Source organism: Pseudomonas sp. P1_C12 (assembly GCF_056406435.1).
This window is the reverse complement of the sequence record NZ_JBFUAE010000004.1, coordinates 567,891-591,007: the sequence shown is the minus strand read 5'-3', so window position 1 is coordinate 591,007 and position 23,117 is coordinate 567,891. Positions and strand designations below refer to the sequence as shown.

21 protein-coding genes are annotated in these 23,117 nt (G+C 57.9%); 17 read left to right on the top strand and 4 right to left on the bottom strand.

What is annotated here, in order from left to right; translation table 11 throughout:
• Positions 1 to 15: 15 nt before the first annotated feature.
• From mnmE to glmS, 17 genes are all read left to right on the top strand, one after another.
• Positions 16 to 1,386: a tRNA uridine-5-carboxymethylaminomethyl(34) synthesis GTPase MnmE gene (gene mnmE, locus AC1D19_RS10055; protein ID WP_477754446.1), complete on the top strand. Its 1,371-nt coding sequence runs from the start codon at positions 16 to 18 to the stop codon at positions 1,384 to 1,386.
• Positions 1,387 to 1,936: 550 nt separating this feature from the next.
• On the top strand, positions 1,937 to 3,835 hold the full coding sequence (mnmG, locus tag AC1D19_RS10050) for a tRNA uridine-5-carboxymethylaminomethyl(34) synthesis enzyme MnmG (protein ID WP_477763106.1): 1,899 nt from the start codon (positions 1,937 to 1,939) through the stop codon (positions 3,833 to 3,835).
• Positions 3,832 to 4,476 carry a 16S rRNA (guanine(527)-N(7))-methyltransferase RsmG gene (gene rsmG, locus AC1D19_RS10045; RefSeq protein WP_007969895.1) on the top strand — a complete coding sequence of 215 codons (645 nt, stop codon included), beginning with the start codon at positions 3,832 to 3,834 and terminating at the stop codon, positions 4,474 to 4,476. The genes mnmG and rsmG overlap by 4 nt, the downstream gene beginning before the upstream one ends.
• An 18-nt stretch (positions 4,477 to 4,494) precedes the next feature.
• A complete protein-coding gene (locus tag AC1D19_RS10040; RefSeq protein WP_007969897.1) occupies positions 4,495 to 5,292 on the top strand; it encodes a ParA family protein in 798 nt (265 codons plus the stop codon).
• A gap of 9 nt (positions 5,293 to 5,301) precedes the next feature.
• Entirely contained in the window at positions 5,302 to 6,174 is an 873-nt protein-coding gene (locus tag AC1D19_RS10035) for a ParB/RepB/Spo0J family partition protein (RefSeq protein WP_108218795.1), read from the top strand.
• Positions 6,175 to 6,322: 148 nt separating this feature from the next.
• Positions 6,323 to 6,730 carry a F0F1 ATP synthase subunit I gene (locus tag AC1D19_RS10030; RefSeq protein ID WP_477763105.1) on the top strand — a complete coding sequence of 136 codons (408 nt, stop codon included), beginning with the start codon at positions 6,323 to 6,325 and terminating at the stop codon, positions 6,728 to 6,730.
• A 16-nt stretch (positions 6,731 to 6,746) separates the two neighbouring features.
• On the top strand, positions 6,747 to 7,616 hold the full coding sequence (gene atpB, locus AC1D19_RS10025) for a F0F1 ATP synthase subunit A (protein ID WP_477754448.1): 870 nt from the start codon (positions 6,747 to 6,749) through the stop codon (positions 7,614 to 7,616).
• A gap of 134 nt (positions 7,617 to 7,750) precedes the next feature.
• Positions 7,751 to 8,008, top strand: a complete 258-nt coding sequence (atpE, locus tag AC1D19_RS10020; RefSeq protein ID WP_003097235.1) for a F0F1 ATP synthase subunit C — start codon at positions 7,751 to 7,753, stop codon at positions 8,006 to 8,008.
• Between the two features lie 58 nt (positions 8,009 to 8,066).
• A complete protein-coding gene (locus AC1D19_RS10015; protein ID WP_116262423.1) occupies positions 8,067 to 8,537 on the top strand; it encodes a F0F1 ATP synthase subunit B in 471 nt (156 codons plus the stop codon).
• Positions 8,538 to 8,549: 12 nt separating this feature from the next.
• Positions 8,550 to 9,086, top strand: a complete 537-nt coding sequence (locus AC1D19_RS10010; protein WP_108218799.1) for a F0F1 ATP synthase subunit delta — start codon at positions 8,550 to 8,552, stop codon at positions 9,084 to 9,086.
• 21 nt (positions 9,087 to 9,107) lie between these two features.
• Positions 9,108 to 10,652: a F0F1 ATP synthase subunit alpha gene (atpA, locus tag AC1D19_RS10005; protein WP_030132553.1), complete on the top strand. Its 1,545-nt coding sequence runs from the start codon at positions 9,108 to 9,110 to the stop codon at positions 10,650 to 10,652.
• Between the two features lie 50 nt (positions 10,653 to 10,702).
• On the top strand, positions 10,703 to 11,563 hold the full coding sequence (gene atpG / locus AC1D19_RS10000) for a F0F1 ATP synthase subunit gamma (RefSeq protein ID WP_085723558.1): 861 nt from the start codon (positions 10,703 to 10,705) through the stop codon (positions 11,561 to 11,563).
• A gap of 27 nt (positions 11,564 to 11,590) precedes the next feature.
• Positions 11,591 to 12,970, top strand: a complete 1,380-nt coding sequence (gene atpD, locus AC1D19_RS09995; RefSeq protein WP_034152182.1) for a F0F1 ATP synthase subunit beta — start codon at positions 11,591 to 11,593, stop codon at positions 12,968 to 12,970.
• A gap of 45 nt (positions 12,971 to 13,015) precedes the next feature.
• On the top strand, positions 13,016 to 13,441 hold the full coding sequence (locus AC1D19_RS09990; protein WP_007969909.1) for a F0F1 ATP synthase subunit epsilon: 426 nt from the start codon (positions 13,016 to 13,018) through the stop codon (positions 13,439 to 13,441).
• 113 nt (positions 13,442 to 13,554) lie between these two features.
• Entirely contained in the window at positions 13,555 to 14,922 is a 1,368-nt protein-coding gene (gene glmU, locus AC1D19_RS09985) for a bifunctional UDP-N-acetylglucosamine diphosphorylase/glucosamine-1-phosphate N-acetyltransferase GlmU (RefSeq protein ID WP_477763104.1), read from the top strand.
• 173 nt (positions 14,923 to 15,095) lie between these two features.
• Positions 15,096 to 15,872: a DeoR family transcriptional regulator gene (locus AC1D19_RS09980; RefSeq protein ID WP_477763103.1), complete on the top strand. Its 777-nt coding sequence runs from the start codon at positions 15,096 to 15,098 to the stop codon at positions 15,870 to 15,872.
• A gap of 1 nt (position 15,873) precedes the next feature.
• Complete coding sequence (gene glmS, locus AC1D19_RS09975; RefSeq protein ID WP_477763102.1) at positions 15,874 to 17,706, top strand: glutamine--fructose-6-phosphate transaminase (isomerizing); 1,833 nt, start codon at positions 15,874 to 15,876, stop codon at positions 17,704 to 17,706.
• Positions 17,707 to 17,955: 249 nt separating this feature from the next.
• Here the strand turns inward: glmS and AC1D19_RS09970 are convergent, their stop codons facing one another.
• The 4 genes from AC1D19_RS09970 to AC1D19_RS09955 all read right to left on the bottom strand — a co-directional run bounded on the left by AC1D19_RS09970 (position 17,956) and on the right by AC1D19_RS09955 (position 23,105).
• Positions 17,956 to 19,260 carry an MFS transporter gene (locus AC1D19_RS09970; RefSeq protein ID WP_477763101.1) on the bottom strand — a complete coding sequence of 435 codons (1,305 nt, stop codon included), beginning with the start codon at positions 19,258 to 19,260 and terminating at the stop codon, positions 17,956 to 17,958.
• Positions 19,261 to 19,440: 180 nt separating this feature from the next.
• Entirely contained in the window at positions 19,441 to 20,493 is a 1,053-nt protein-coding gene (locus AC1D19_RS09965; protein ID WP_477763100.1) for a DUF2955 domain-containing protein, read from the bottom strand.
• A complete protein-coding gene (locus AC1D19_RS09960; RefSeq protein ID WP_477763099.1) occupies positions 20,483 to 21,601 on the bottom strand; it encodes an HlyD family secretion protein in 1,119 nt (372 codons plus the stop codon). The genes AC1D19_RS09965 and AC1D19_RS09960 overlap by 11 nt, the downstream gene beginning before the upstream one ends.
• Complete coding sequence (locus tag AC1D19_RS09955; protein ID WP_477763098.1) at positions 21,594 to 23,105, bottom strand: efflux transporter outer membrane subunit; 1,512 nt, start codon at positions 23,103 to 23,105, stop codon at positions 21,594 to 21,596. The genes AC1D19_RS09960 and AC1D19_RS09955 overlap by 8 nt, the downstream gene beginning before the upstream one ends.
• Between the last annotated feature and the right edge of the window lie 12 nt (positions 23,106 to 23,117).

Here is a 23,117-nt window from a genome sequence, read left to right as displayed (position 1 = left end):
TCTGGATACCGGTTTATGAGCGTTCCTCGTGAAACCATCGCCGCCGTCGCCACCGCTCAAGGTCGTGGCGGTGTAGGCATCGTGCGTATTTCCGGGCCGTTGGCCAGCGTTGCGGCCAAGGCTTTCAGCGGTCGCGAGCTCAAGCCGCGATTTGCCCACTACGGTCCGTTTCTCGGTGAAAACGACGAGGTGCTGGACCAGGGCATCACGCTGTATTTTCCAGGGCCAAACTCGTTCACCGGCGAAGATGTACTGGAGCTGCAAGGTCATGGTGGCCCGATCGTTCTGGATATGTTGCTCAAGCGTTGCCTGGAACTGGGTTGCCGTCTCGCCCGACCGGGGGAGTTCAGTGAGCGCGCCTTCCTCAACGACAAACTGGACCTCGCCCAGGCCGAAGCCATTGCCGACCTGATTGAAGCCAGTTCTGCCCAGGCTGCGCGAAACGCGTTGCGCTCCCTGCAGGGTGCCTTCTCGTCACGTGTGCATAACCTCACCGAGCAATTGATCGGCCTGCGCATCTATGTCGAAGCGGCCATCGATTTCCCGGAAGAGGAAATCGACTTCCTCGCCGATGGCCACGTCCTGAGCATGCTCGACAAAGTGCGCGACGAGTTATCTACCGTCATGCGCGAAGCCGGGCAGGGTGCCTTGCTGCGTGACGGCATGACCGTGGTGATTGCCGGTCGTCCGAATGCCGGTAAATCCAGCCTGCTCAATGCACTGGCCGGGCGTGAAGCGGCGATCGTGACCGAAATTGCTGGCACCACCCGTGACGTGCTTCGTGAACATATCCACATCGATGGCATGCCGCTGCACGTGGTGGATACCGCCGGTCTGCGCGATACCGATGATCATGTGGAAAAAATCGGCGTAGAGCGTGCCTTGAAAGCCATTGGCGAAGCGGATCGGGTACTGCTGGTGGTCGATGCCACGGCACCTGAAGCCCTCGATCCGTTCGCACTCTGGCCGGAGTTTCTCGAAATCCGTCCCGATCCCGCGAAAGTCACCCTGATCCGCAACAAGGCCGACCTTACGGCTGAACCCATTGCCATGGAGGTCAGCGACGACGGCCATGTCACCATCAGCCTGAGCGCCAAGTCTGGTGGTGTCGGGCTAGAGCTGCTGCGTGATCACCTCAAGGCCTGCATGGGCTATGAACAAACGTCCGAAAGCAGCTTCAGTGCTCGCCGGCGACACCTTGAGGCGCTACGTCATGCCAGTACTGCCCTCGAGCATGGCCGTGCCCAATTGACCCTGGCCGGCGCTGGCGAGTTGTTGGCCGAGGATTTGCGCCAGGCTCAGCAGTCGCTGGGTGAAATCACCGGTGCTTTCAGCTCTGACGATCTGCTGGGGCGAATTTTCTCCAGCTTCTGTATCGGTAAGTAGCCCTCCTGTTATTCACAGACAGGCCATTCGTGCCTGTCTGCTCCCTCCTTTTCTGAAAAAAACCTCCAGTGCCGAGCGGACTTCGTCTGTTTGAACGCAATTCCTGTACCCGAATTTCGAGCGAACGGCACTTTTCTGTGGATTAAGCCCTGTGAATAACCGCAGCTAAGGTCAGTTGATAACAGGGCTCTAAAACTGAACATAACCGCATCTGTGGATAACCACCCCTTTCATCCACAGGCTTACACCGGTTATCCAAGGGCCTCATTGGCACATGAACACAGGGTTTTGAATCTCTGTACACATTGAAAACAAAGGGCTTCATAGATCTATCCACAGATAGTTGCCTGCATAGAAATAAACATAAAAACAAAGATTTAATAAATTTCTTTCTTTTTAATTTCTATAACTCCGACTTTTCCACAGCTGGTTAAATTTTGTGCAAAGGGTTCTTTAGGAAGGGCGAAGTCCCTATACTTGTCGACCAGGTCCAAAAACCTGAGCTCAAACTATTCCTGAATTACCTACTTAAGCAGGCACGAGGTGCGTGGTGGATTTCCCTTCCCGTTTTGAAGTGATCGTCATCGGCGGCGGTCATGCCGGTACCGAGGCAGCACTGGCCTCAGCACGTATGGGGGTTAAAACCCTGTTGCTGACGCACAACGTGGAAACCCTCGGTGCCATGAGTTGCAATCCGGCCATTGGCGGGATCGGCAAAAGCCACCTGGTCAAGGAAATCGACGCCCTCGGCGGCGCGATGGCCATGGCTACCGATAAAGGCGGTATCCAGTTTCGCGTGTTGAACAGCCGCAAAGGCCCGGCCGTGCGAGCAACCCGCGCACAGGCAGACCGGGTTCTGTACAAGGCAGCTGTCCGCGAAATCCTGGAGAACCAGCCGAACCTGTGGATATTTCAACAGGCCGCTGACGACTTGATCGTCGAGCAGGAACAAGTCCGTGGTGTTGTCACCCAAATGGGCCTGCGTTTCCTCGCCGATTCCGTGGTGTTGACCACTGGCACATTCCTCGGTGGACTTATCCACATCGGTTTGCAGAATTTTTCCGGCGGTCGCGCCGGTGATCCGCCATCGATCGCGCTGGCTCACCGTCTGCGTGAACTGCCATTGCGTGTGGGTCGTTTGAAAACCGGTACTCCGCCGCGTATCGACGGCCGGTCTGTGGATTTCTCGGTGATGTCCGAGCAACCGGGTGATACGCCGATCCCGGTGATGTCGTTCATGGGGTCCAAAGAGCAGCATCCGAAGCAAGTCAGCTGCTGGATTACTCATACCAACGCCCGCACCCACGAAATCATTGCCGCGAACCTCGACCGTTCGCCGATGTATTCCGCTGCCGGTGAGATCGAAGGCATCGGCCCGCGTTATTGCCCGTCGATCGAAGACAAGATCCATCGCTTTGCCGACAAGGAAAGCCATCAGGTGTTCATCGAACCGGAAGGTTTGACCACCCATGAGTTGTATCCGAACGGGATATCCACAAGCTTGCCGTTCGACGTGCAATTGCAGATCGTGCAATCGATCCGCGGCATGGAAAACGCGCACATCGTGCGTCCGGGCTACGCGATCGAGTACGACTACTTCGATCCACGGGATTTGAAATTCAGCCTGGAAACCAAAGTCATCGGCGGCCTGTTCTTCGCCGGGCAAATCAACGGCACAACCGGTTACGAAGAAGCCGGTGCCCAAGGGTTGCTCGCCGGGACCAACGCTGCGCTGCGTGCGCAAGGCAAAGACGCCTGGTGCCCGCGTCGCGACGAGGCCTACATTGGCGTGTTGGTCGACGACCTGATTACCCTCGGTACCCAAGAGCCGTATCGGATGTTCACGTCCCGTGCCGAATACCGTCTGATTCTGCGCGAAGACAACGCCGACCTGCGTTTGACCGAAAAAGGTCGCGAACTGGGCCTGGTGGATGACGTGCGCTGGGCGGCTTTCTGCAAAAAACGCGAAAGCATCGAACTCGAAGAGCAGCGCCTGAAAAGCACCTGGGTACGCCCGGGCACCGAACAAGGCGATGCGATTGCCGAAAAGTTCGGCACGCCACTGACTCACGAATACAACCTGCTCAATCTCTTGAGCCGTCCGGAAATCGACTACGCTGGTCTGATCGCCGTGACCGGTGGGGGCGCAGAAGATCCACAGGTTGCCGAGCAGGTCGAAATCAAGACCAAGTACGCCGGCTACATCGATCGTCAACAGGATGAAATCGCCCGCCTGCGCGCCAGCGAAGACACCAAATTGCCTGTGGATATCGATTACACAAATATTTCCGGTCTCTCCAAAGAGATCCAGAGCAAGCTCGGCGCGACCCGTCCAGAAACCTTGGGCCAGGCCTCGCGTATCCCGGGCGTTACGCCGGCAGCCATTTCGCTGTTGATGATTCATTTGAAAAAACGCGGCGCGGGCCGTCAGTTGGAGCAAAGCGCTTGAGTTCGTTGGTCACTTCGCAACACGCAGAAGAGTTATCCACAGGTGCCCGCCAGCTTGGCGTCACGCTGACAGAAACCCAGCACGCACAACTGCTGGGTTACCTGGCCCTGTTGATCAAATGGAACAAGGCTTACAACCTCACCGCCGTGCGTGATCCGGACGAAATGGTTTCCCGTCACTTGCTCGATAGCCTGAGTGTGATGTCGTTCATCGAAAACGGTCGTTGGCTCGACGTCGGCAGTGGCGGCGGCATGCCTGGCATTCCGCTGGCGATCCTGTTTCCCGAGTCCCAGGTGACCTGCCTGGACAGCAACGGCAAGAAAACCCGCTTCCTGACCCAGGTAAAACTCGAACTCAAACTGGATAACCTGCAAGTTATCCACAGTCGCGTTGAAGCCTTCCAGCCTGCCCAGCCGTTCAACGGGATCATTTCCCGGGCGTTCAGCAGCATGGAGAACTTCAGCAACTGGACTCGCCACCTCGGCGATAGCGAAACACGCTGGCTGGCAATGAAGGGCGTTCATCCGGCCGATGAGCTGGTAGCATTGCCGGCAGACTTCCACCTCGATAGCGAACACGCCCTGGCCGTACCTGGTTGCCAAGGCCAACGCCATCTGCTGATACTGCGCCGCACGGCATGATTGGGAACACAAGCAAGAATGGCTAAGGTATTCGCGATTGCGAACCAAAAGGGTGGCGTGGGCAAAACCACCACCTGCATCAACCTCGCAGCATCCCTGGTCGCGACCAAGCGCCGGGTGCTGTTGATCGACCTTGATCCACAGGGCAACGCCACCATGGGTAGCGGTGTGGATAAACATGGCCTGGAAAACTCGGTCTACGACCTGCTGATCGGTGAGTGCGACCTGGCCCAGGCCATGCACTTTTCCGAACACGGTGGTTACCAGTTGTTGCCAGCCAACCGCGACCTCACCGCGGCCGAAGTAGTGCTGCTGGAAATGCAGATGAAGGAAAGCCGTCTGCGCAGCGCGCTGGCGCCGATCCGGGAAAACTACGATTACATCCTGATCGACTGCCCACCGTCGCTGTCGATGCTGACCCTGAACGCACTGGTTGCCGCCGACGGGGTAATTATCCCCATGCAGTGCGAGTACTTCGCACTCGAAGGCTTGAGCGACCTTGTGGATAACATCAAGCGTATCGCTGAACTGCTGAACCCGAACCTGAAGGTCGAAGGCCTGCTGCGGACGATGTACGACCCGCGCCTGAGCCTGATGAACGATGTCTCGGCGCAGCTCAAGGAACACTTCGGCGAACAGCTCTACGACACCGTCATTCCGCGCAACATCCGTCTGGCCGAAGCGCCAAGCTACGGCATGCCGGCGCTGGCGTACGACAAAGCATCGCGAGGCGCCGTTGCCTATCTGGCATTGGCGGGCGAAATGGTTCGTCGTCAACGCAAAAACTCACGCATCGCCGCTGCTCAGGCAACTTAAGGAATCCCCATGGCCGTCAAGAAACGAGGTCTCGGACGTGGACTGGATGCTCTGTTGAGTGGTCCGACTGTCAGCTCGCTGGAAGAACAAGCGGCGCAAGCCGATCAGCGTGAGCTGCAGCACCTTCCCCTGGATCTGCTCCAGCGCGGCAAATACCAGCCGCGTCGTGACATGGATCCGCAGGCGCTCGAAGAGCTGGCGCAGTCGATCAAGGCCCAGGGCGTCATGCAGCCCATCGTGGTTCGCCCGATCGGCAGCGGCCGTTTTGAAATCATTGCCGGCGAACGCCGCTGGCGCGCCAGCCAGCAAGCCGGGAAGGAAACCATCCCGGCGATGGTTCGCGATGTACCCGATGAAACCGCTATTGCCATCGCGCTGATCGAGAACATCCAGCGCGAAGACCTGAACCCGATCGAAGAAGCGGTGGCTCTGCAGCGGTTGCAGCAGGAGTTCCAGCTGACCCAGCAACAGGTCGCCGAGGCAGTGGGCAAGTCCCGGGTGACAGTGGCTAACCTGTTGCGCCTGATTTCCTTGCCGGAAGTCATCAAGACCATGTTGTCCCACGGCGACCTGGAAATGGGTCACGCCCGTGCTTTGCTCGGTTTGCCGGAAATTCAACAGGTTGAAGGGGCGCGACATGTTGTCGCACGCGGGCTGACCGTGCGCCAAACCGAGGCACTGGTTCGCCAGTGGTTGAGTGGTAAACCGGAGCCTGTTGAAGCGGCAAAACCGGACCCGGATATCGCCCGTCTTGAACAGCGCCTGGCCGAGCGCCTAGGCTCTGCGGTGCAGATCCGCCACGGTAAGAAGGGTAAAGGGCAGTTGGTGATTGGCTACAACTCACTGGATGAGCTTCAAGGCGTACTTGCGCATATCCGCTGAAACATTTCCTCATGTAGCGCGCAGTCGGAAATCACTACCTGACAGTTGAATAGGGGCAGAACCGCCCCTATACTCTGCGCGCATTTTGTCGGCACAAATTATGCCAAGTTATTGAATTTCGGCAGCCGACCATTGGGGAGTAAAAGTGATGGAAACCCGCACGCCAAACCGCCTGCCCTTCCATCGCCTGGCAGTTTTTCCGGTGTTAATGGCTCAATTTGTCGTTCTGCTCATTGCCGCTTTGGCGCTCTGGCAACGGTATGGAGTCGTTGCCGGGTACTCGGGACTTTGCGGAGGCCTGATAGCCTTGCTTCCCAATATTTATTTCGCTCACAAGGCATTTCGGTTTACCGGCGCCCGAGCAGCCCAGTCCATCGTCCGGTCTTTTTATGCCGGCGAGGCAGGCAAACTGATTTTGACGGCAGTGCTGTTTGCACTGGTGTTTGCAGGTGTGAAGCCACTGGCGCCGATTGCAGTATTCGGTGCCTTCGTGCTGACTCAGTCGGTCAGCTGGTTCGCTCCCCTGCTGATGAGAACAAGACTTTCGAGACCTTAGGGCGTTTGAGGCAACCATGGCAGAAACAACCGCTTCGGGCTATATCCAGCACCACTTGCAGAACCTGACCTTCGGTCAGCTACCCAACGGCGGCTGGGGCTTTGCCCACACCGCAGCAGAAGCCAAGGAAATGGGCTTCTGGGCTTTCCACGTCGATACTCTCGGCTGGTCGGTCGCATTGGGTCTGATTTTCGTTCTCCTTTTCCGCATGGCGGCGAAGAAGGCGACTACCGGTGTTCCTGGTGCTTTGCAGAACTTCGTTGAAGTATTGGTCGAATTCGTCGATGGCAGCGTGAAAGACAGCTTCCATGGCCGTAGCCCGGTGGTTGCACCACTGGCACTGACCATCTTCGTCTGGGTGTTCATGATGAACGCCGTCGACCTGGTACCGGTCGACTGGATTCCTCAGCTGGCCATCCTGATCTCCGGCGATCACCACATCCCGTTCCGTGCCGTGTCGACCACCGACCCGAACGCTACTCTGGCCATGGCCTTCTCGGTGTTCGCGCTGATCATTTTCTACAGCATCAAGATCAAGGGCCTCGGCGGCTTCATCGGCGAGCTGACCCTGCACCCGTTCGGCAGCAAGAACATCTTCCTTCAGGCGCTGCTGATCCCGGTGAACTTCCTGCTGGAATTCGTGACCCTGATCGCCAAGCCGATCTCCCTGGCTCTGCGTCTGTTCGGCAACATGTATGCCGGCGAGCTGGTCTTCATTCTGATTGCTGTGATGTTCGGCAGCGGTCTGCTCTGGCTTAGTGGCCTGGGCGTTGTTCTGCAGTGGGCGTGGGCTGTGTTCCACATCCTGATCATCACCCTGCAGGCGTTCATCTTCATGATGCTGACCATCGTCTACCTGTCGATGGCACACGAAGAAAACCATTAAGACCAGTCTCGACTAGTCTGATGTCCCTCCCCGTTAAACGGGAGGGGGCTCTTAACGGGGCCTCTGAAACGATTTGTTTTACCGCTTTAAATTAAAAAAACCTAAACCATACGACGTAAAAGTCGGGAGGAAAGATGGAAACTGTAGTTGGTCTAACCGCTATCGCTGTTGCACTGTTGATCGGCCTGGGCGCACTGGGTACCGCAATTGGTTTCGGCCTGCTGGGCGGCAAGTTCCTGGAAGGCGCAGCGCGTCAGCCAGAAATGGTTCCAATGCTGCAAGTTAAAATGTTCATCGTTGCCGGTCTGCTCGACGCCGTAACCATGATCGGTGTTGGTATCGCTCTGTTCTTCACCTTTGCGAACCCGTTCGTTGGTCAAATCGCTGGCTGATTACTCGGATCTTCCGGGTAATTTGGTGTGATGGACAACGTAACTGCGAGGTGTTGGCGTGAACATTAATGCGACCCTGATTGGCCAGTCCGTTGCGTTCCTGATTTTTGTACTGTTCTGCATGAAGTTCGTATGGCCTCCGGTCATTGCGGCTCTGCACGAACGTCAAAAGAAGATCGCTGATGGTCTGGACGCTGCCAGCCGAGCAGCTCGCGACCTGGAGTTGGCCCAAGAGAAAGCGGGTCAGCAACTGCGCGAAGCGAAAGCTCAGGCAGCTGAAATCATCGAGCAAGCCAAGAAACGCGGTAATCAGATTGTCGAAGAGGCTGTTGAAAAAGCCCGTGTCGACGCTGACCGTGTGAAGGTTCAGGCTCAGGCCGAGATCGAACAGGAACTGAACAGTGTCAAAGACGTGCTGCGTGCCCAAGTGGGCTTGCTGGCAGTCGAAGGCGCCGAGAAGATCCTGGGTGCCACAATCGATCAAAACGCGCACGCAAAGCTGGTTAACCAACTGGCTGCTGAAATCTAAGCGAGGGCGATCATGGCAGAACTGACCACGTTGGCCCGACCTTACGCTAAGGCGGCCTTCGAGCACGCTCAGGCCCACCAGCAACTGGCCAATTGGTCAGCCATGCTCGGCCTGGCTGCAGCGGTGTCGCAAGACGACACTCTGCAGCGCGTGCTCAAGGCCCCGCGACTGACGAGCGCAGAAAAGGCCACCACGTTCATTGACGTGTGTGGCGACAAGTTTGATGCCAAGGCACAGAACTTCATCAATGTCGTTGCCGAAAACGACCGTCTCCTGCTATTGCCGGAGATTGCCGCTCTTTTCGACCTGTACAAGGCCGAGCAAGAGAAGTCGGTAGACGTTGAAGTGACCAGTGCTTTTGCATTGAACCAAGAACAGCAAGACAAACTCGCCAAGGTTCTCAGTGCACGACTCAACCGGGAAGTGCGCCTGCAAGTTGCGGAGGACGCTGCCCTTATTGGTGGTGTCGTCATCCGCGCCGGCGACCTGGTTATCGATGGCTCGATTCGCGGCAAAATCGCGAAACTGGCCGAAGCATTGAAATCTTGAGTTTGAAGGGGCAGCAGAGCAATGCAGCAACTCAATCCTTCCGAAATAAGTGAAATTATCAAGGGCCGCATCGACAAGCTCGATGTGACCTCCCAAGCCCGTAACGAAGGCACTGTCGTCAGCGTATCTGACGGTATCGTGCGGATTCACGGTCTGGCCGACGTAATGTACGGCGAGATGATCGAGTTTCCGGGCGGCGTCTTCGGCATGGCCCTCAACCTGGAGCAAGACTCCGTAGGTGCCGTTGTACTGGGCGCATACCAGTCTCTGGCTGAAGGCATGAGCGCCAAGTGCACTGGCCGCATCCTCGAAGTTCCGGTTGGTAAGGAACTGCTGGGTCGCGTAGTCGACGCACTGGGTAACCCTGTTGACGGCAAAGGTCCACTGGGCAACACCGAGACCGACGCGGTCGAGAAAGTTGCTCCAGGCGTGATCTGGCGTAAGTCGGTAGACCAGCCTGTACAGACTGGCTACAAGGCTGTCGATGCCATGATCCCGGTCGGCCGTGGCCAGCGTGAGCTGATCATCGGTGACCGTCAGATCGGTAAAACCGCTCTGGCGATCGACGCGATCATCAACCAGAAGAACAGCGGCATTTTCTGCGTCTACGTAGCGATCGGTCAGAAACAATCGACCATCGCCAACGTGGTTCGCAAGCTGGAAGAAAACGGCGCCCTGGCCAACACGATCATCGTGGCTGCCAGTGCTTCGGAATCTCCTGCGCTGCAATTCCTGGCACCGTACTCCGGTTGCACCATGGGTGAATTCTTCCGCGACCGCGGTGAAGACGCGCTGATCGTTTATGACGATCTGTCCAAGCAAGCAGTGGCTTACCGCCAGATTTCCCTGCTGCTGCGCCGTCCACCAGGCCGTGAAGCTTACCCAGGCGACGTGTTCTATCTCCACTCCCGTCTGCTGGAGCGCGCATCCCGCGTTTCGGAAGAATACGTAGAGAAGTTCACCAACGGCGCAGTGACCGGCAAAACCGGTTCCCTGACCGCACTGCCGATCATCGAAACCCAGGCTGGCGACGTTTCCGCGTTCGTTCCGACCAACGTGATTTCCATCACCGACGGTCAGATCTTCCTGGAATCGGCCATGTTCAACTCGGGCATCCGCCCTGCAGTGAACGCCGGTGTTTCGGTATCCCGTGTGGGTGGTGCCGCTCAGACCAAGATCATCAAGAAGCTGTCCGGTGGTATCCGTACCGCTCTGGCTCAGTACCGTGAACTGGCGGCATTCGCCCAGTTCGCTTCTGACCTGGACGAAGCGACCCGTAAGCAACTTGAGCATGGTCAGCGCGTTACCGAGCTGATGAAGCAGAAGCAATACGCACCAATGTCGATCGCTGACATGGCGCTGTCGCTGTATGCCGCTGAGCGTGGGTTCCTGACTGACGTTGAAATCGCCAAGATCGGCAGCTTCGAACAAGCGCTGATTGCTTTCTTCAACCGCGATCACGCCGATTTGATGGCGAAGATCAACGTGAAGGGTGACTTCAATGACGAAATCGACGCTGGCATGAAAGCCGGTATCGAGAAGTTCAAGGCCACCCAAACCTGGTAAGCCGCAGCGGGAGCCGCAAGGCTCCCGCTTGCTAACCTGATAGGTGTTACATGGCAGGCGCAAAAGAGATTCGCAGTAAGATTGCGAGCATCAAAAGCACGCAAAAGATTACCAGCGCCATGGAAAAAGTGGCGGTCAGTAAAATGCGCAAGGCACAAATGCGCATGGCTGCTAGCCGTCCTTACGCGGAGCGCATCCGCCAGGTTATTGGTCATCTGGCCAACGCTAACCCGGAATATCGCCACCCGTTCATGATCGACCGTGAAGTAAAGCGAGTTGGTTATGTCGTAGTGAGCAGTGACCGTGGTTTGTGTGGTGGCTTGAACACCAACCTGTTCAAGGCTCTGGTCAAGGACATGGCGGTAAACCGCGAAAACGGCGTCGAGATCGATCTGTGTGTCGTTGGTAGCAAGGGTGCGGCTTTCTTCCGCAACTTCGGCGGTAACGTCGTAGCAGCTATCAGCCACCTGGGTGAAGAGCCGTCGATCAATGATCTGATTGGCAGCGTCAAGGTGATGCTGGATGCCTACCTGGACGGCCGTATTGACCGCCTGTCCGTGGTGTCCAACAAGTTCATCAACACCATGACGCAACAGCCTACCGTGGAGCAGTTGATTCCACTGGTGGCAACCCCGGATCAAGACCTCAAGCACCACTGGGACTATCTCTACGAACCGGATGCCAAAGAGCTGCTTGACGGCTTGATGGTCCGTTACGTCGAGTCGCAGGTCTACCAGGCGGTGGTCGAGAACAACGCGGCTGAACAGGCTGCGCGGATGATCGCGATGAAGAACGCTACCGACAACGCCGGTGATTTGATCAGCGATTTGCAGCTGGTCTACAACAAGGCGCGTCAGGCTGCGATCACCCAAGAGATCTCGGAAATCGTCGGCGGCGCTGCCGCGGTTTAACGGTTCAAATATTCAGAGGATCCAGCTATGAGTAGCGGACGTATCGTTCAAATCATCGGCGCCGTTATCGACGTGGAATTTCCACGCGACAGCGTACCGAGCATCTACAACGCGCTGAAAGTAATGAGCGCGGCTGAAACCACTCTGGAAGTTCAGCAACAGCTGGGCGACGGCGTGGTTCGCACCATTGCGATGGGTTCCACCGAGGGCTTGAAGCGCGGTCTGGAAGTTACCGATTCTGGCGCAGCCATCTCCGTACCGGTCGGTAAAGCGACTCTGGGCCGGATCATGGACGTCCTCGGTAACCCGATCGACGAAGCTGGTCCGATCGACACCGAAGAGCGTTGGGGCATTCACCGTCCAGCACCTTCGTTCGCTGAACAAGCAGGCGGTAACGACCTGCTGGAAACCGGCATCAAGGTTATCGACCTGGTTTGCCCGTTCGCCAAAGGCGGTAAAGTCGGTCTGTTCGGTGGTGCCGGTGTAGGCAAAACCGTAAACATGATGGAACTGATCCGTAACATCGCCATCGAGCACAGCGGTTATTCCGTGTTCGCCGGTGTGGGTGAGCGTACTCGTGAGGGTAACGACTTCTACCACGAGATGAAGGACTCCAACGTTCTGGACAAAGTGGCACTGGTTTACGGTCAGATGAACGAGCCGCCGGGTAACCGTCTGCGCGTAGCTCTGACCGGCCTGACCATGGCCGAGAAGTTCCGTGACGAAGGTAACGACGTTCTGCTGTTCGTCGACAACATCTATCGTTACACCCTGGCCGGTACTGAAGTATCCGCACTGCTGGGCCGTATGCCTTCGGCAGTAGGTTACCAGCCGACCCTGGCTGAAGAGATGGGCGTTCTGCAAGAACGTATCACTTCGACCAAGGAAGGTTCGATCACTTCGATCCAGGCGGTATACGTACCTGCGGATGACTTGACCGACCCGTCGCCAGCGACCACCTTCGCCCACTTGGACGCTACCGTCGTTCTGTCCCGTGACATCGCTTCCCTGGGTATCTACCCGGCGGTCGATCCACTCGACTCGACTTCGCGCCAGCTGGACCCGAACGTAATCGGCCAGGACCACTACGACACCGCTCGCGGCGTTCAGTACGTTCTGCAGCGTTACAAAGAACTGAAGGACATCATTGCGATCCTGGGTATGGACGAGCTGTCGGAAGCCGACAAGCAGTTGGTAAACCGTGCTCGTAAGATCCAGCGCTTCTTGTCGCAGCCGTTCTTCGTGGCTGAAGTCTTCACCGGTGCATCAGGTAAATACGTTTCCCTGAAAGACACCATTGCTGGCTTCAAAGGCATCCTCAACGGTGACTACGACCACCTGCCAGAACAAGCGTTCTACATGGTTGGCGGCATCGAAGAAGCGATCGAGAAAGCCAAGAAACTGTAATCCCGGCGCCCGGCAACGGGCGCTAATTTAGGTTGAGGCAATCAGATGGCTATGACAGTCCATTGCGATATCGTCAGCGCGGAAGGGGAAATCTTTTCCGGTCTGGTCGAGATGGTGATTGCGCACGGTGCACTGGGTGATCTTGGTATCGCTCTGGGTCACGCGCCGCTGATCACTAATCTGAAGCCAGGTCCGATCCGCCTGGTCAAGCAGGGCGGGGAAGAGGAGGTGTATTACATCTCCGGTGGTTTCCTCGAGGTTCAGCCGAACATGGTCAAGGTACTTGCCGACACCGTGCAACGTGCTGCCGACCTGGATGAAGCCTCCGCTCAGGAAGCCGTCAAGGCTGCCGAGAAGGCCTTGCATGAACGTGGCGCTGAATTCGATTACGGTTCCGCTGCCGCACGTCTGGCCGAGGCTGCAGCTCAGCTGCGCACCGTCCAGCAGATCCGCAAGAAGTTCGGCCACTAAGGCAGCACTTGTTGTGTGATTGATTAAAAAGGGTAGCCTCGGCTACCCTTTTTTCTTTTCCGATTTTTACAACCCGGTCGCAGCCGCTGACCACCCAGGATTGGTAGCCAGTCATGTCTCTTGAAATCGTTATTCTCGCTGCAGGCCAAGGCACGCGCATGCGTTCCGCTTTGCCAAAAGTTTTGCACCCGATTGCCGGCAACTCCATGCTCGGTCATGTTATCCACAGCGCTCGGCAACTTGATCCACAGCGCATCCACGTCGTAATCGGTCATGGTGCCGACGCCGTGCGCGAACGCCTGGCGGCGGATGACCTCAACTTCGTCCTGCAGGATAAACAGTTGGGTACCGGTCACGCCGTTGCTCAAGCAGTGCCATTCATTCAGTCCGACACCGTGCTGGTGCTCTATGGTGATGTGCCGTTGATCGAGGTCGAAACCCTGCAGCGCCTGCTCAAGCAAGTGGGTCCAGAGCAATTGGGCCTGCTGACCGTCGAACTGGATGACCCGACCGGTTACGGCCGAATCGTTCGTGATAGCGCTGGCAAGGTTGCCGCCATTGTCGAGCAGAAAGATGCCGATGAAGCCCAACGCCAGATCACCGAAGGCAATACCGGCATTCTGGCGCTGCCTTTTGCCCGTCTTGGCGACTGGATGAGTCGCCTCTCCAATAACAACGCCCAGGGCGAGTACTACCTGACTGACATCATTGCCATGGCAGTGAGCGATGGTCTGGTGGTGGCCACCGAGCAACCGCATGACGCCATGGAAGTGCAGGGTGCCAACGACCGCAAGCAGCTTTCCGAGCTGGAGCGGCATTATCAATTGCGCGCCGGTCGTCGTTTGATGGCTCAAGGTGTGACGCTGCGCGACCCGGCACGTTTCGACGTGCGCGCAGACGTGACCGTAGGCCGCGACGTGCTGATCGACATCAACGTGATCCTCGAAGGCAAGGTGGTAATCGAAGACGACGTGGTGATCGGCCCGAACTGCGTGATCAAGGACAGCACCTTGCGCAAAGGCGTGGTCATCAAGGCCAACAGCCATATCGAAGGCGCCATTCTGGGTGAAGGCAGCGATGCCGGCCCATTCGCGCGTCTGCGTCCAGGTACCGTGCTGGAAGCCCGGGCGCATGTGGGTAACTTCGTCGAGTTGAAAAACGCGCACTTGGGAGAAGGCGCCAAGGCCGGTCACCTGGCTTATCTGGGTGATGCTGAAGTGGGCGCGCGCACCAACATCGGTGCTGGCACCATCACTTGCAACTATGACGGCGCCAACAAGTGGAAAACCGTGTTGGGTGAAGATGTGTTCATTGGTTCCAACAACTCGTTGGTAGCACCTGTGGATATCCTGGATGGTGCGACCACGGCGGCCGGTTCGACTATTACCTCGGCTGTGGATAAATCCCAGTTGGCCATCGGGCGTGCTCGTCAGAAGAACATCGACGGCTGGAAGCGGCCGGAGAAGATCAAGAAGAGCTGAGTTATCCACAGTCCAATGCTCGGCTGCAGTTATTCACAGCCAGATCCATTGCATTCGCGGGCTTGCCCGCGATGCTTTTATCCACAACTCTTTTTATCGCATGGCGCTTGACGAAGTTTCGCTGATAGGTTTTGATTGCTTCTGCTATCTTTCGAAACGAAACTTATCAGCTCATGTCGAAGCGCAACACACCTCAACGTCGTCACAACATCCTCGCCTTGCTCAATGAGCAGGGCGAAGTCAGTGTGGATGAGTTGGCCAAGCGCTTCGAAACATCGGAAGTTACGATTCGCAAGGATCTGGCAGCACTTGAAAGCAATGGCCTGTTGCTGCGTCGTTACGGCGGGGCGATCACCATGCCTCAGGAGCTGGTCGCGGACCTTGGTCAGCCGGTTTCCATATACAAGCAAGCCATCGCTCGTGCCGCCGTCGCGCGGATTCGCGAGCATGCGCGCATCATTATCGACAGTGGCAGTACCACCGCCTCCATGATCCCGGAACTCGGGCAGCAACCCGGTCTGGTGGTGATGACCAACTCGCTGCATGTCGCCAATGCCCTGAGCGAACTTGAGCATGAACCGGTGCTGTTGATGACCGGTGGCACCTGGGACCCGCATTCCGAGTCCTTTCAGGGGCAGGTTGCCGAGCAGGTACTACGCTCCTACGACTTCGACCAGCTGTTCATCGGGGCCGATGGCATCGATCTGGTTCGCGGTACAACCACCTTCAACGAACTGCTCGGGCTGAGCCGGGTCATGGCCGAAGTCGCCCGCGAAGTGGTCGTGATGGTGGAGGCCGACAAGATCGGCCGCAAGATTCCCAACCTGGAGCTGCCCTGGAGCAGCATCCATACCCTTATTACGGATGAACGCCTGCCGCTTGAGGCTCGCGATCAGATTCAGGCCCGCGGCATCAATTTGATTTGCGCGGCTATCAGTCAGGAGAAATAGCATGTGTGGAATTGTCGGCGCAGTCGCAGAACGTAACATCACCGCCATCCTCGTCGAAGGCCTGAAACGCCTCGAATACCGTGGGTATGACAGCGCTGGCGTGGCGGTCTACACCAACGATGAAAAACTCGAGCGCCTGCGTCGCCCGGGCAAAGTCAGTGAGCTGGAGCAGGCATTGGCCACCGAGCCGCTGGTCGGTCGTCTGGGTATCGCCCACACGCGCTGGGCCACCCACGGTGCACCGTGCGAGCGCAATGCCCACCCGCATTTCTCCGGTGACCTGGCGGTGGTGCACAACGGCATCATCGAAAACCACGAAGCCCTGCGTGAACAACTCAAGGCCTTGGGCTATGTGTTCACTTCGGACACCGACACCGAAGTCATCGCGCACCTGCTGAACCACAAACTCAAGGATCTGCGCGATCTGACCGTGGCCCTCAAGGCGACCGTCAAAGAGTTGCACGGTGCTTACGGTCTGGCAGTGATCAGCTCGAAGCAACCTGATCGTCTGGTCGCAGCCCGCAGCGGCAGCCCGCTGGTGATCGGCCTGGGCCTGGGGGAAAACTTCCTGGCGTCCGACCAGTTGGCCCTGCGTCAGGTCACCGACCGCTTCATGTATCTGGAAGAAGGCGATATCGCCGAAATCCGCCGCGACAGCGTGCAGATCTGGGACGTTGACGGCAAGGCTGTCGAGCGCGAAGCCGTGCAGTATCGCGACGGTGCCGAAGCCGCTGAAAAGGGCGAGTTCCGCCATTTCATGCTCAAGGAAATCCACGAGCAACCATCCGTGGTGCAGCGCACCCTGGAAGGTCGCCTGAGCCAGAACCAGGTACTGGTTCAAGCATTCGGCCCACAGGCGGCCGAGCTGTTCGCCAAAGTGCGTAACGTACAGATCGTCGCATGTGGCACCAGTTACCACGCCGGCATGGTCGCGCGTTACTGGCTCGAAGAGCTGGCCGGCATTCCTTGCCAGGTCGAAGTCGCCAGCGAATTCCGCTACCGCAAGGTGGTGGTGCAGCCGGACACCTTGTTCGTGACCATTTCCCAGTCCGGTGAGACCGCCGACACCCTGGCCGCACTGCGCAACGCCAAGGAACTGGGTTACCTCGCCAGCCTGGCGATCTGCAACGTCGGCATCAGCTCGCTGGTACGCGAGTCCGATCTGACCCTGTTGACCCAGGCCGGTCGCGAAATCGGTGTGGCATCGACCAAAGCCTTCACCACGCAATTGGTTGGCCTGTTGTTGCTGACGCTTTCCCTGGGCCAGGTTCGTGGCACATTGGCCAAAGATGTTGAAGCGACGCTGGTCGAAGAACTGCGTCGTTTGCCAGCCCGTCTGAGCGAAGCGCTGGCCATGGACAGCACCGTGGAAAAAATCTCCGAGCTGTTCGCCGAGAAACACCACACGCTGTTCCTCGGCCGCGGTGCGCAGTTCCCGGTAGCGATGGAAGGGGCACTCAAGCTCAAGGAAATCTCCTACATCCACGCTGAAGCCTATCCGGCCGGCGAGTTGAAACACGGCCCGTTGGCGCTTGTGGATAACGACATGCCAGTGGTGACCGTGGCGCCGAACAACGAACTGCTGGAGAAGTTGAAGTCCAACCTCCAGGAAGTCCGCGCCCGCGGTGGCCAGTTGATCGTCTTCGCTGACGAGAAGGCCGGCATGACCAACGGTGAAGGCACCCACGTGGTGCACATGCCGCACATCCACGACATCCTGTCGCCGATCCTCTACACCATCCCGCTGCAGCTGCTGTCGTACTACGTTGCCGTACTCAAAGGCACCGACGTCGACCAGCCGCGCAACCTGGCGAAGTCGGTCACTGTGGAATAAGTTATCCACAGATGAAAGAAACCTGGTTTCAGACAAATGATTTTGACAACAGACAAAACATTCTGACGCCAAATAGTAGATTTTGAAAAATGCCAAAAGCCCCTGATTTCAGGGGCTTTTTTATATCCTCCACCATATGTCCAATTTTGTCTGTGATCTTGCTAGGGAATTAGTCTGGTATTGGTACTCAGACTTATTCACAGCTCTGATATTTTCCTATGACTTTTTGCTGGTGTACGTCGAGGCACGTCACTGCGTAAACGCTTTAGGGTATTTGACCGAATAGGCACCGTTGAGCTGCGTATCCCGGGAACGCATGAAAGTCGTGAAATCGGGTACCAGAAAGACCAGCAAAGACAACAGTAGAACCAATACGCCCAGCAGCGTGATTGTCAATGCGACTCCTAGATAAACGATCAGGGAGGGCATCGCGAAACTGCCCAAGGGGCTGGCCGCCGCAGACAGAAATGAAACTATGGCGAAAACCCTGTTGCGATGGAGCTTTGGCGTCGCCAACAACCTCACGGCAGAGGTGGGAATATTGATTAACATCAGACCGACGCCTCCGCAGAAAAAGGCTACGGGTATGAAGAACGACGATGAAACAGTCCCAACCACCACGAGGTTGCTTCCCAGTAGCGCAAAACCTGCGGACACGCACATGTCACGAGGTAACCGGGTGGATAACCATCCGATGATTCTGTAACTACCTGCCAAAATGCCCAGCCCGAAGCACGAATCCAGAAGACCGATGTAAGTGACTGGGTACTGGATGACGTCCTTTACATACAGCGGGATTAGGATAGTGAAAAACGGAAACAGGGCGAAGTTGATCAGCATCGAAATAATCGCCAGGTAAAATTCGACTTTCACACCATAAACCACTTTGAAGCCGGAATAGATCATGCTGAAGCCACTGGCACGTGGTGTTTTTTCGAATTCGTCAGCCGCACCGATGTGGCCCGGGATGGTTGCGATCAATGCGCCGGCGATGAGAATTGCAAAAAAATCGGTGGCAAGGGCGAATGTGATGCCGAACCCGTAAATCAATCCGCTGGCAAGTACCGGCCCCAGAAGAATAGATAAGGACGACATCACACTTTTGGTCCGAAAGGCCAAGGAGACTTTATCGTCGTCTGCAAACAAAGGAATGATCGACGCCTGGAGAGGGTCGCGAACGCCGACGATCGCACTGCTGAGCATCATCAGCACGCCAACCGCCCAAGGGTTGAAAGCCTCCGTGGCGGACAGCACCGCCATCAATAACGCTGTCAGCAGGCTGATCCATGAGGTCAGTTTGATGATGAGGATTTTGTTGTACTTGTCGCCCAGCCATCCCAGCAAGGGTTTGGCTAACACTTCCGCCGCGATGGAACAGGCAATCATGTTGGCGAAGTAGGTCGCAGAGCCTGTTACCTGCAGGGCCCACCAGGCCACCGCCAGTTGATTGCACCGTCCACCCAGAGTGATCAGCAAAAAGCTGAATTGCAGTTTCAGCAGGCGCCGGTCGATATCGGGAAAACCCCAAGTAATACCTGAAAAATTTCCATTCATGAATGTATCTTTGATTCAGATAGGGGCGACTGCACAAGCAGGATGTTCAAGAATCTTTTATTTACGGATGCAGCCTTCACTGACTAGAGAGTTTTCTTACAGTAACTGGAAGGGCCCGAGGAACGTGAGGGGGGGCTTTTCTAACATATTCAAGACGCTTTCCTGATTCGTACCGTGTTATCAACCGGGCTGACCCTCTTCAGGTGTCGGCTTGGCGACATGGCGACGCCGCCGCCGCGTATCCAGCAAATGGACCATCACACAGGCATACAAAGTCACCAGAATGAACAGGCCCATGCGGATGGCGAAGGCGGTGTAGACATCCTTGCCTGCGGCACTGTCCTGCACCGATTGGCCGAGCAGAATGATCAGGGTCGCCAGGCTGTTGAGCCAGAAACTCGGTGGTTGTCGGGTCCGGGCCAGGCCATAGAGCTTTCTGGCCGCCAGCAATCCGAACAGCAACATCCACAGAAAGAACATCCACAGGTTGACGAACAGGCTCAGCGCGCACCAGAAAAGAATCGCCATCAAGCCACCGAGCAGGGTAGAGCCGAGTAACTCCTGGCCGGCGGTGCGGGCGCTGGTCGCGCAGCTTTGTTGGCCGAGGCTGACGGCTTTCATGATGATCGGCAGGTAGCTGGCCGGGTCGATCATGGCCAGCAGGAAAGTCGGCAGCACCACCAGCGTGGCCCGTAGCGCCAGCCAACCGCTTTCGGTTGGCGTAAGGCTCGGGCCCGGTTTGGCCGCGGGGGCACTGGCGGGCTCGGGAAACAGCCAATGGCTGATGGTCAGCGTCGTGACGGCCAAGAACAAACCCTTGACCAGGGCCACGATCACCTCAAGCGCCAGGCTGAATTCAGCGGTTCCGGCCGAACTGATCAAGGTCAGGCCCACCACCAGGAAAGTCGCCACCAGCGGGTTGCCGCCACGCAAGCCATAACCAAAGGCCAGGAACAGGCACAGTCCGACCAGCAACACGCCACTGAAGGGGTAATAACGCAGCAGGGGAATGAGCAGCAGGCCGGTCCCGGTGGTTAGCATCAGGATCAGGATCAGGCCCAGGCTGGCCTTGAACGGCAACGGTCGGTTCATCGCCGCCAGCATCATCAGCGCCAGCATCGGCGAGAGGAACGGGATGGGCAGGACCAGACCAAAGCTCGCCGCCAGGCACAGCGCCGTGCCGAAGCTCAGGCGCAGGGCGCGCTGAACCCGGGCCGGACGCTCAATACGCATAGGACATCCAGCTCATCAGGCGCAGGAACAGGCGACCCAGAATATTCAGCGGGTTACTTTCACTCGGGAACGCCATGACTTCGGCTTGCCCGCCGGAGCGGATGCCTTGCGGGCTGCTCAACTCACCGGGTTCGAACTCGATGATGACCGGAAAGCGCTGGGCAGGGCGTAGCCAATCGCGGCTGTTCTCCACTTTCGGCAGACTGCCCGGCTGGGTGGTTTGGCCGATATCGACGCCATAGCCAACGCTGCGCACATGGCCTTTGAAAATCTCTCCCGGCAGGGCGTCGAGGACGATGGACACCGGCGTCCCGGGCTGGACGCTTCCCAGGTTGTTTTCCGTCATGTCGGCGCTGATCCACACATCGTGGATGGCGATCAGGGTCATCACCGGCGCACCGGCGGCGGCAAACTGGCCGACATCGGTGCGCAAATCGGTGATCAGGCCGGCCGAGCGCGCGTGGACCCTGGTATTGCTCAAGTCCAGCTCGGCTTTTTCAAGGTTGCTTGCGGCGCTGAGCAACTGGGCGTTTTCGTCTTCGTTACCGCCCTGTTGTTCGCGTGCACGTTGTACTTCGGCCTTGGCTGCGGCGACCTGGCTGATGGACTCTTCCAGGGTGGCGCGGGATATTTCCAGGCGTCGTAGCGAGATGGTGCCCGGGTCTTCGCGGTACAGGCGTTCAAGCCGCTGGATGTCCTGGCGTGCCTTGAGCTCGTTGGCCTGGGATGCACGCAGGGACGCTTGCTTGGAGTCGACGCCGGCGGTGTTGGCGCCCACCTGGCGACGGGTCGACTCAAGGTCGGCGCGGGCGCGATCGACGGCAATCTGGTATTGCTCGGGATTGACTTCAAACAGCAACTCGCCGGCCTTGACGTCCTGGTTGTTGCGTACATGCACTTTGGTCACCCGGCCCGATACCTCGGCGGCCACCGGCACAATGAAGGCCTGCACCCGTGCCTGTTGCGTGTAGGGGGTGTAACGGTCGGCCATCAGGTACCAGACCAGGCTCAGGATGATCAGCAGCACCACCCAGTTGATCGCTTTTTTCGCAGGGTCGGCGGCAGGTGCCGGGGCTTTCTCGTCGACCGGTTGTTGGCTGTCAGTCATGGGCACTTTCCTTCGGTTCGTCGAGCAGATCGCCCCAATCGGTCCGTTGTTGCATCTGTTGGCGGGTGGCCGGGTCGACCATCGGCTGGTCGCTGTACCAACCTCCGCCCAAAGCCTTGTAGAGGGCGATCAGGCTGTTGACGGCGGTGCCACGGTTGACCAGGTAAATATCCTGCTGGGCAAACAGGGCCCGCTGGGCATCCAGCACGCGCTGGAAATCCGAATAGCCTTCGCGGTATTGGGCATTGGCCAGGGTCACCGAACGTTCGGCGGCTACCGAGGCTTCGCTGAGGATCTGGTCGCGCTCCAGCGCTTTGATCAAACCGGTAGCGGCATCGTCAGCCTCGCGCGCCGCCTGGCGCACGCTGTCCTGGTAGATAACGATCAATTGCTGCAAGCGCGCATCCTGCACGCGAACGTTGTTGGTGATCCGGCCGTGGTCGAAGATGTCCCAGCGCAGGCTGGGGCCGGCCACGAAGTCGAGGGTATTGGGCGCAGCGTTGAGCGAGCTGGCGGACCAGACGATGCTGCCCAGCAGGCTGATGGAGGGGTACAGGTCGGACTCGGCCACACCGATCAACGCCGACTGCGCTGCCACTTGCAGCTCGGCAGCACGGACATCGGGGCGCCGCACCAGCAGGTTGGCCGGCACATCCTGCAAGACCGCGGTATCGAGCAGTGGCACCACACCGGTGTTGCGATCAAGATCAGGGATCGTGCCGGGTGGCTGGCCGATCAGGGTAGACAGCGCATTGCGCAAGCTCGCCACCTGGCTCTCGAAATCCGGGATGGTACTCAGGGTGCCCAGGTACTGGGTCTTGGCTTGTTGCAGATCGAGTTCGGCTTCGGCCCCGCTGTTGAACAGGCGCTCGGTGATCTCGTAGCTGCGCTTTTGCAATTTGGCGTTACTGCGGGCGATGGCCAGGCGCGCCTCGGCGGTGCGCAAGGCGTAGTAGTTTTGCGCCAGTTGCGCGTGCAACAGCACCAGGGCATTTTCGTAGTTGGCCTGGGCGGCAAACCAGGAGGCGTCGGCCGACTCGATGGCACGGCTGAAACGCCCCCAGAAATCCAGTTCCCAGCCGATATCGAAGCCGACACTGTGTTGCCAGAAATGCGTGTCCTGGGGGTTGGCGCCGCCCGACTGTCGACGGTTCAGGTACAGGCTGTCGGCGCTGGCTTGTTGCAATTGCGGGTAGCGGCCGGCCAGTGCGATGCCCAATTGTGCGCGGGACTCCATGACCCGCAGGCCAGCGACGTGCAGGTCGGGGTTGTGGGCATCGGCTTCGGCCATCAAATGGTCGAGCACCGGGTCGTTGAACACGCGCCACCATTGGCGGCTGTCAGGTTGCGCGTGTTGTTGGCCGGCGATCTCCAGGGCCGGGCTGTTCCAGTGGTCGACCCAAGGCTGGGCCGGCGACTGGAAATCCGGGCCCAGTTGCACGCAGCCCCCCAGGACGACGGTGCCACAGAGCAGAAGCCGGCTGATGCGAGCAGGGCGTGGCATCAAGCGCAAACT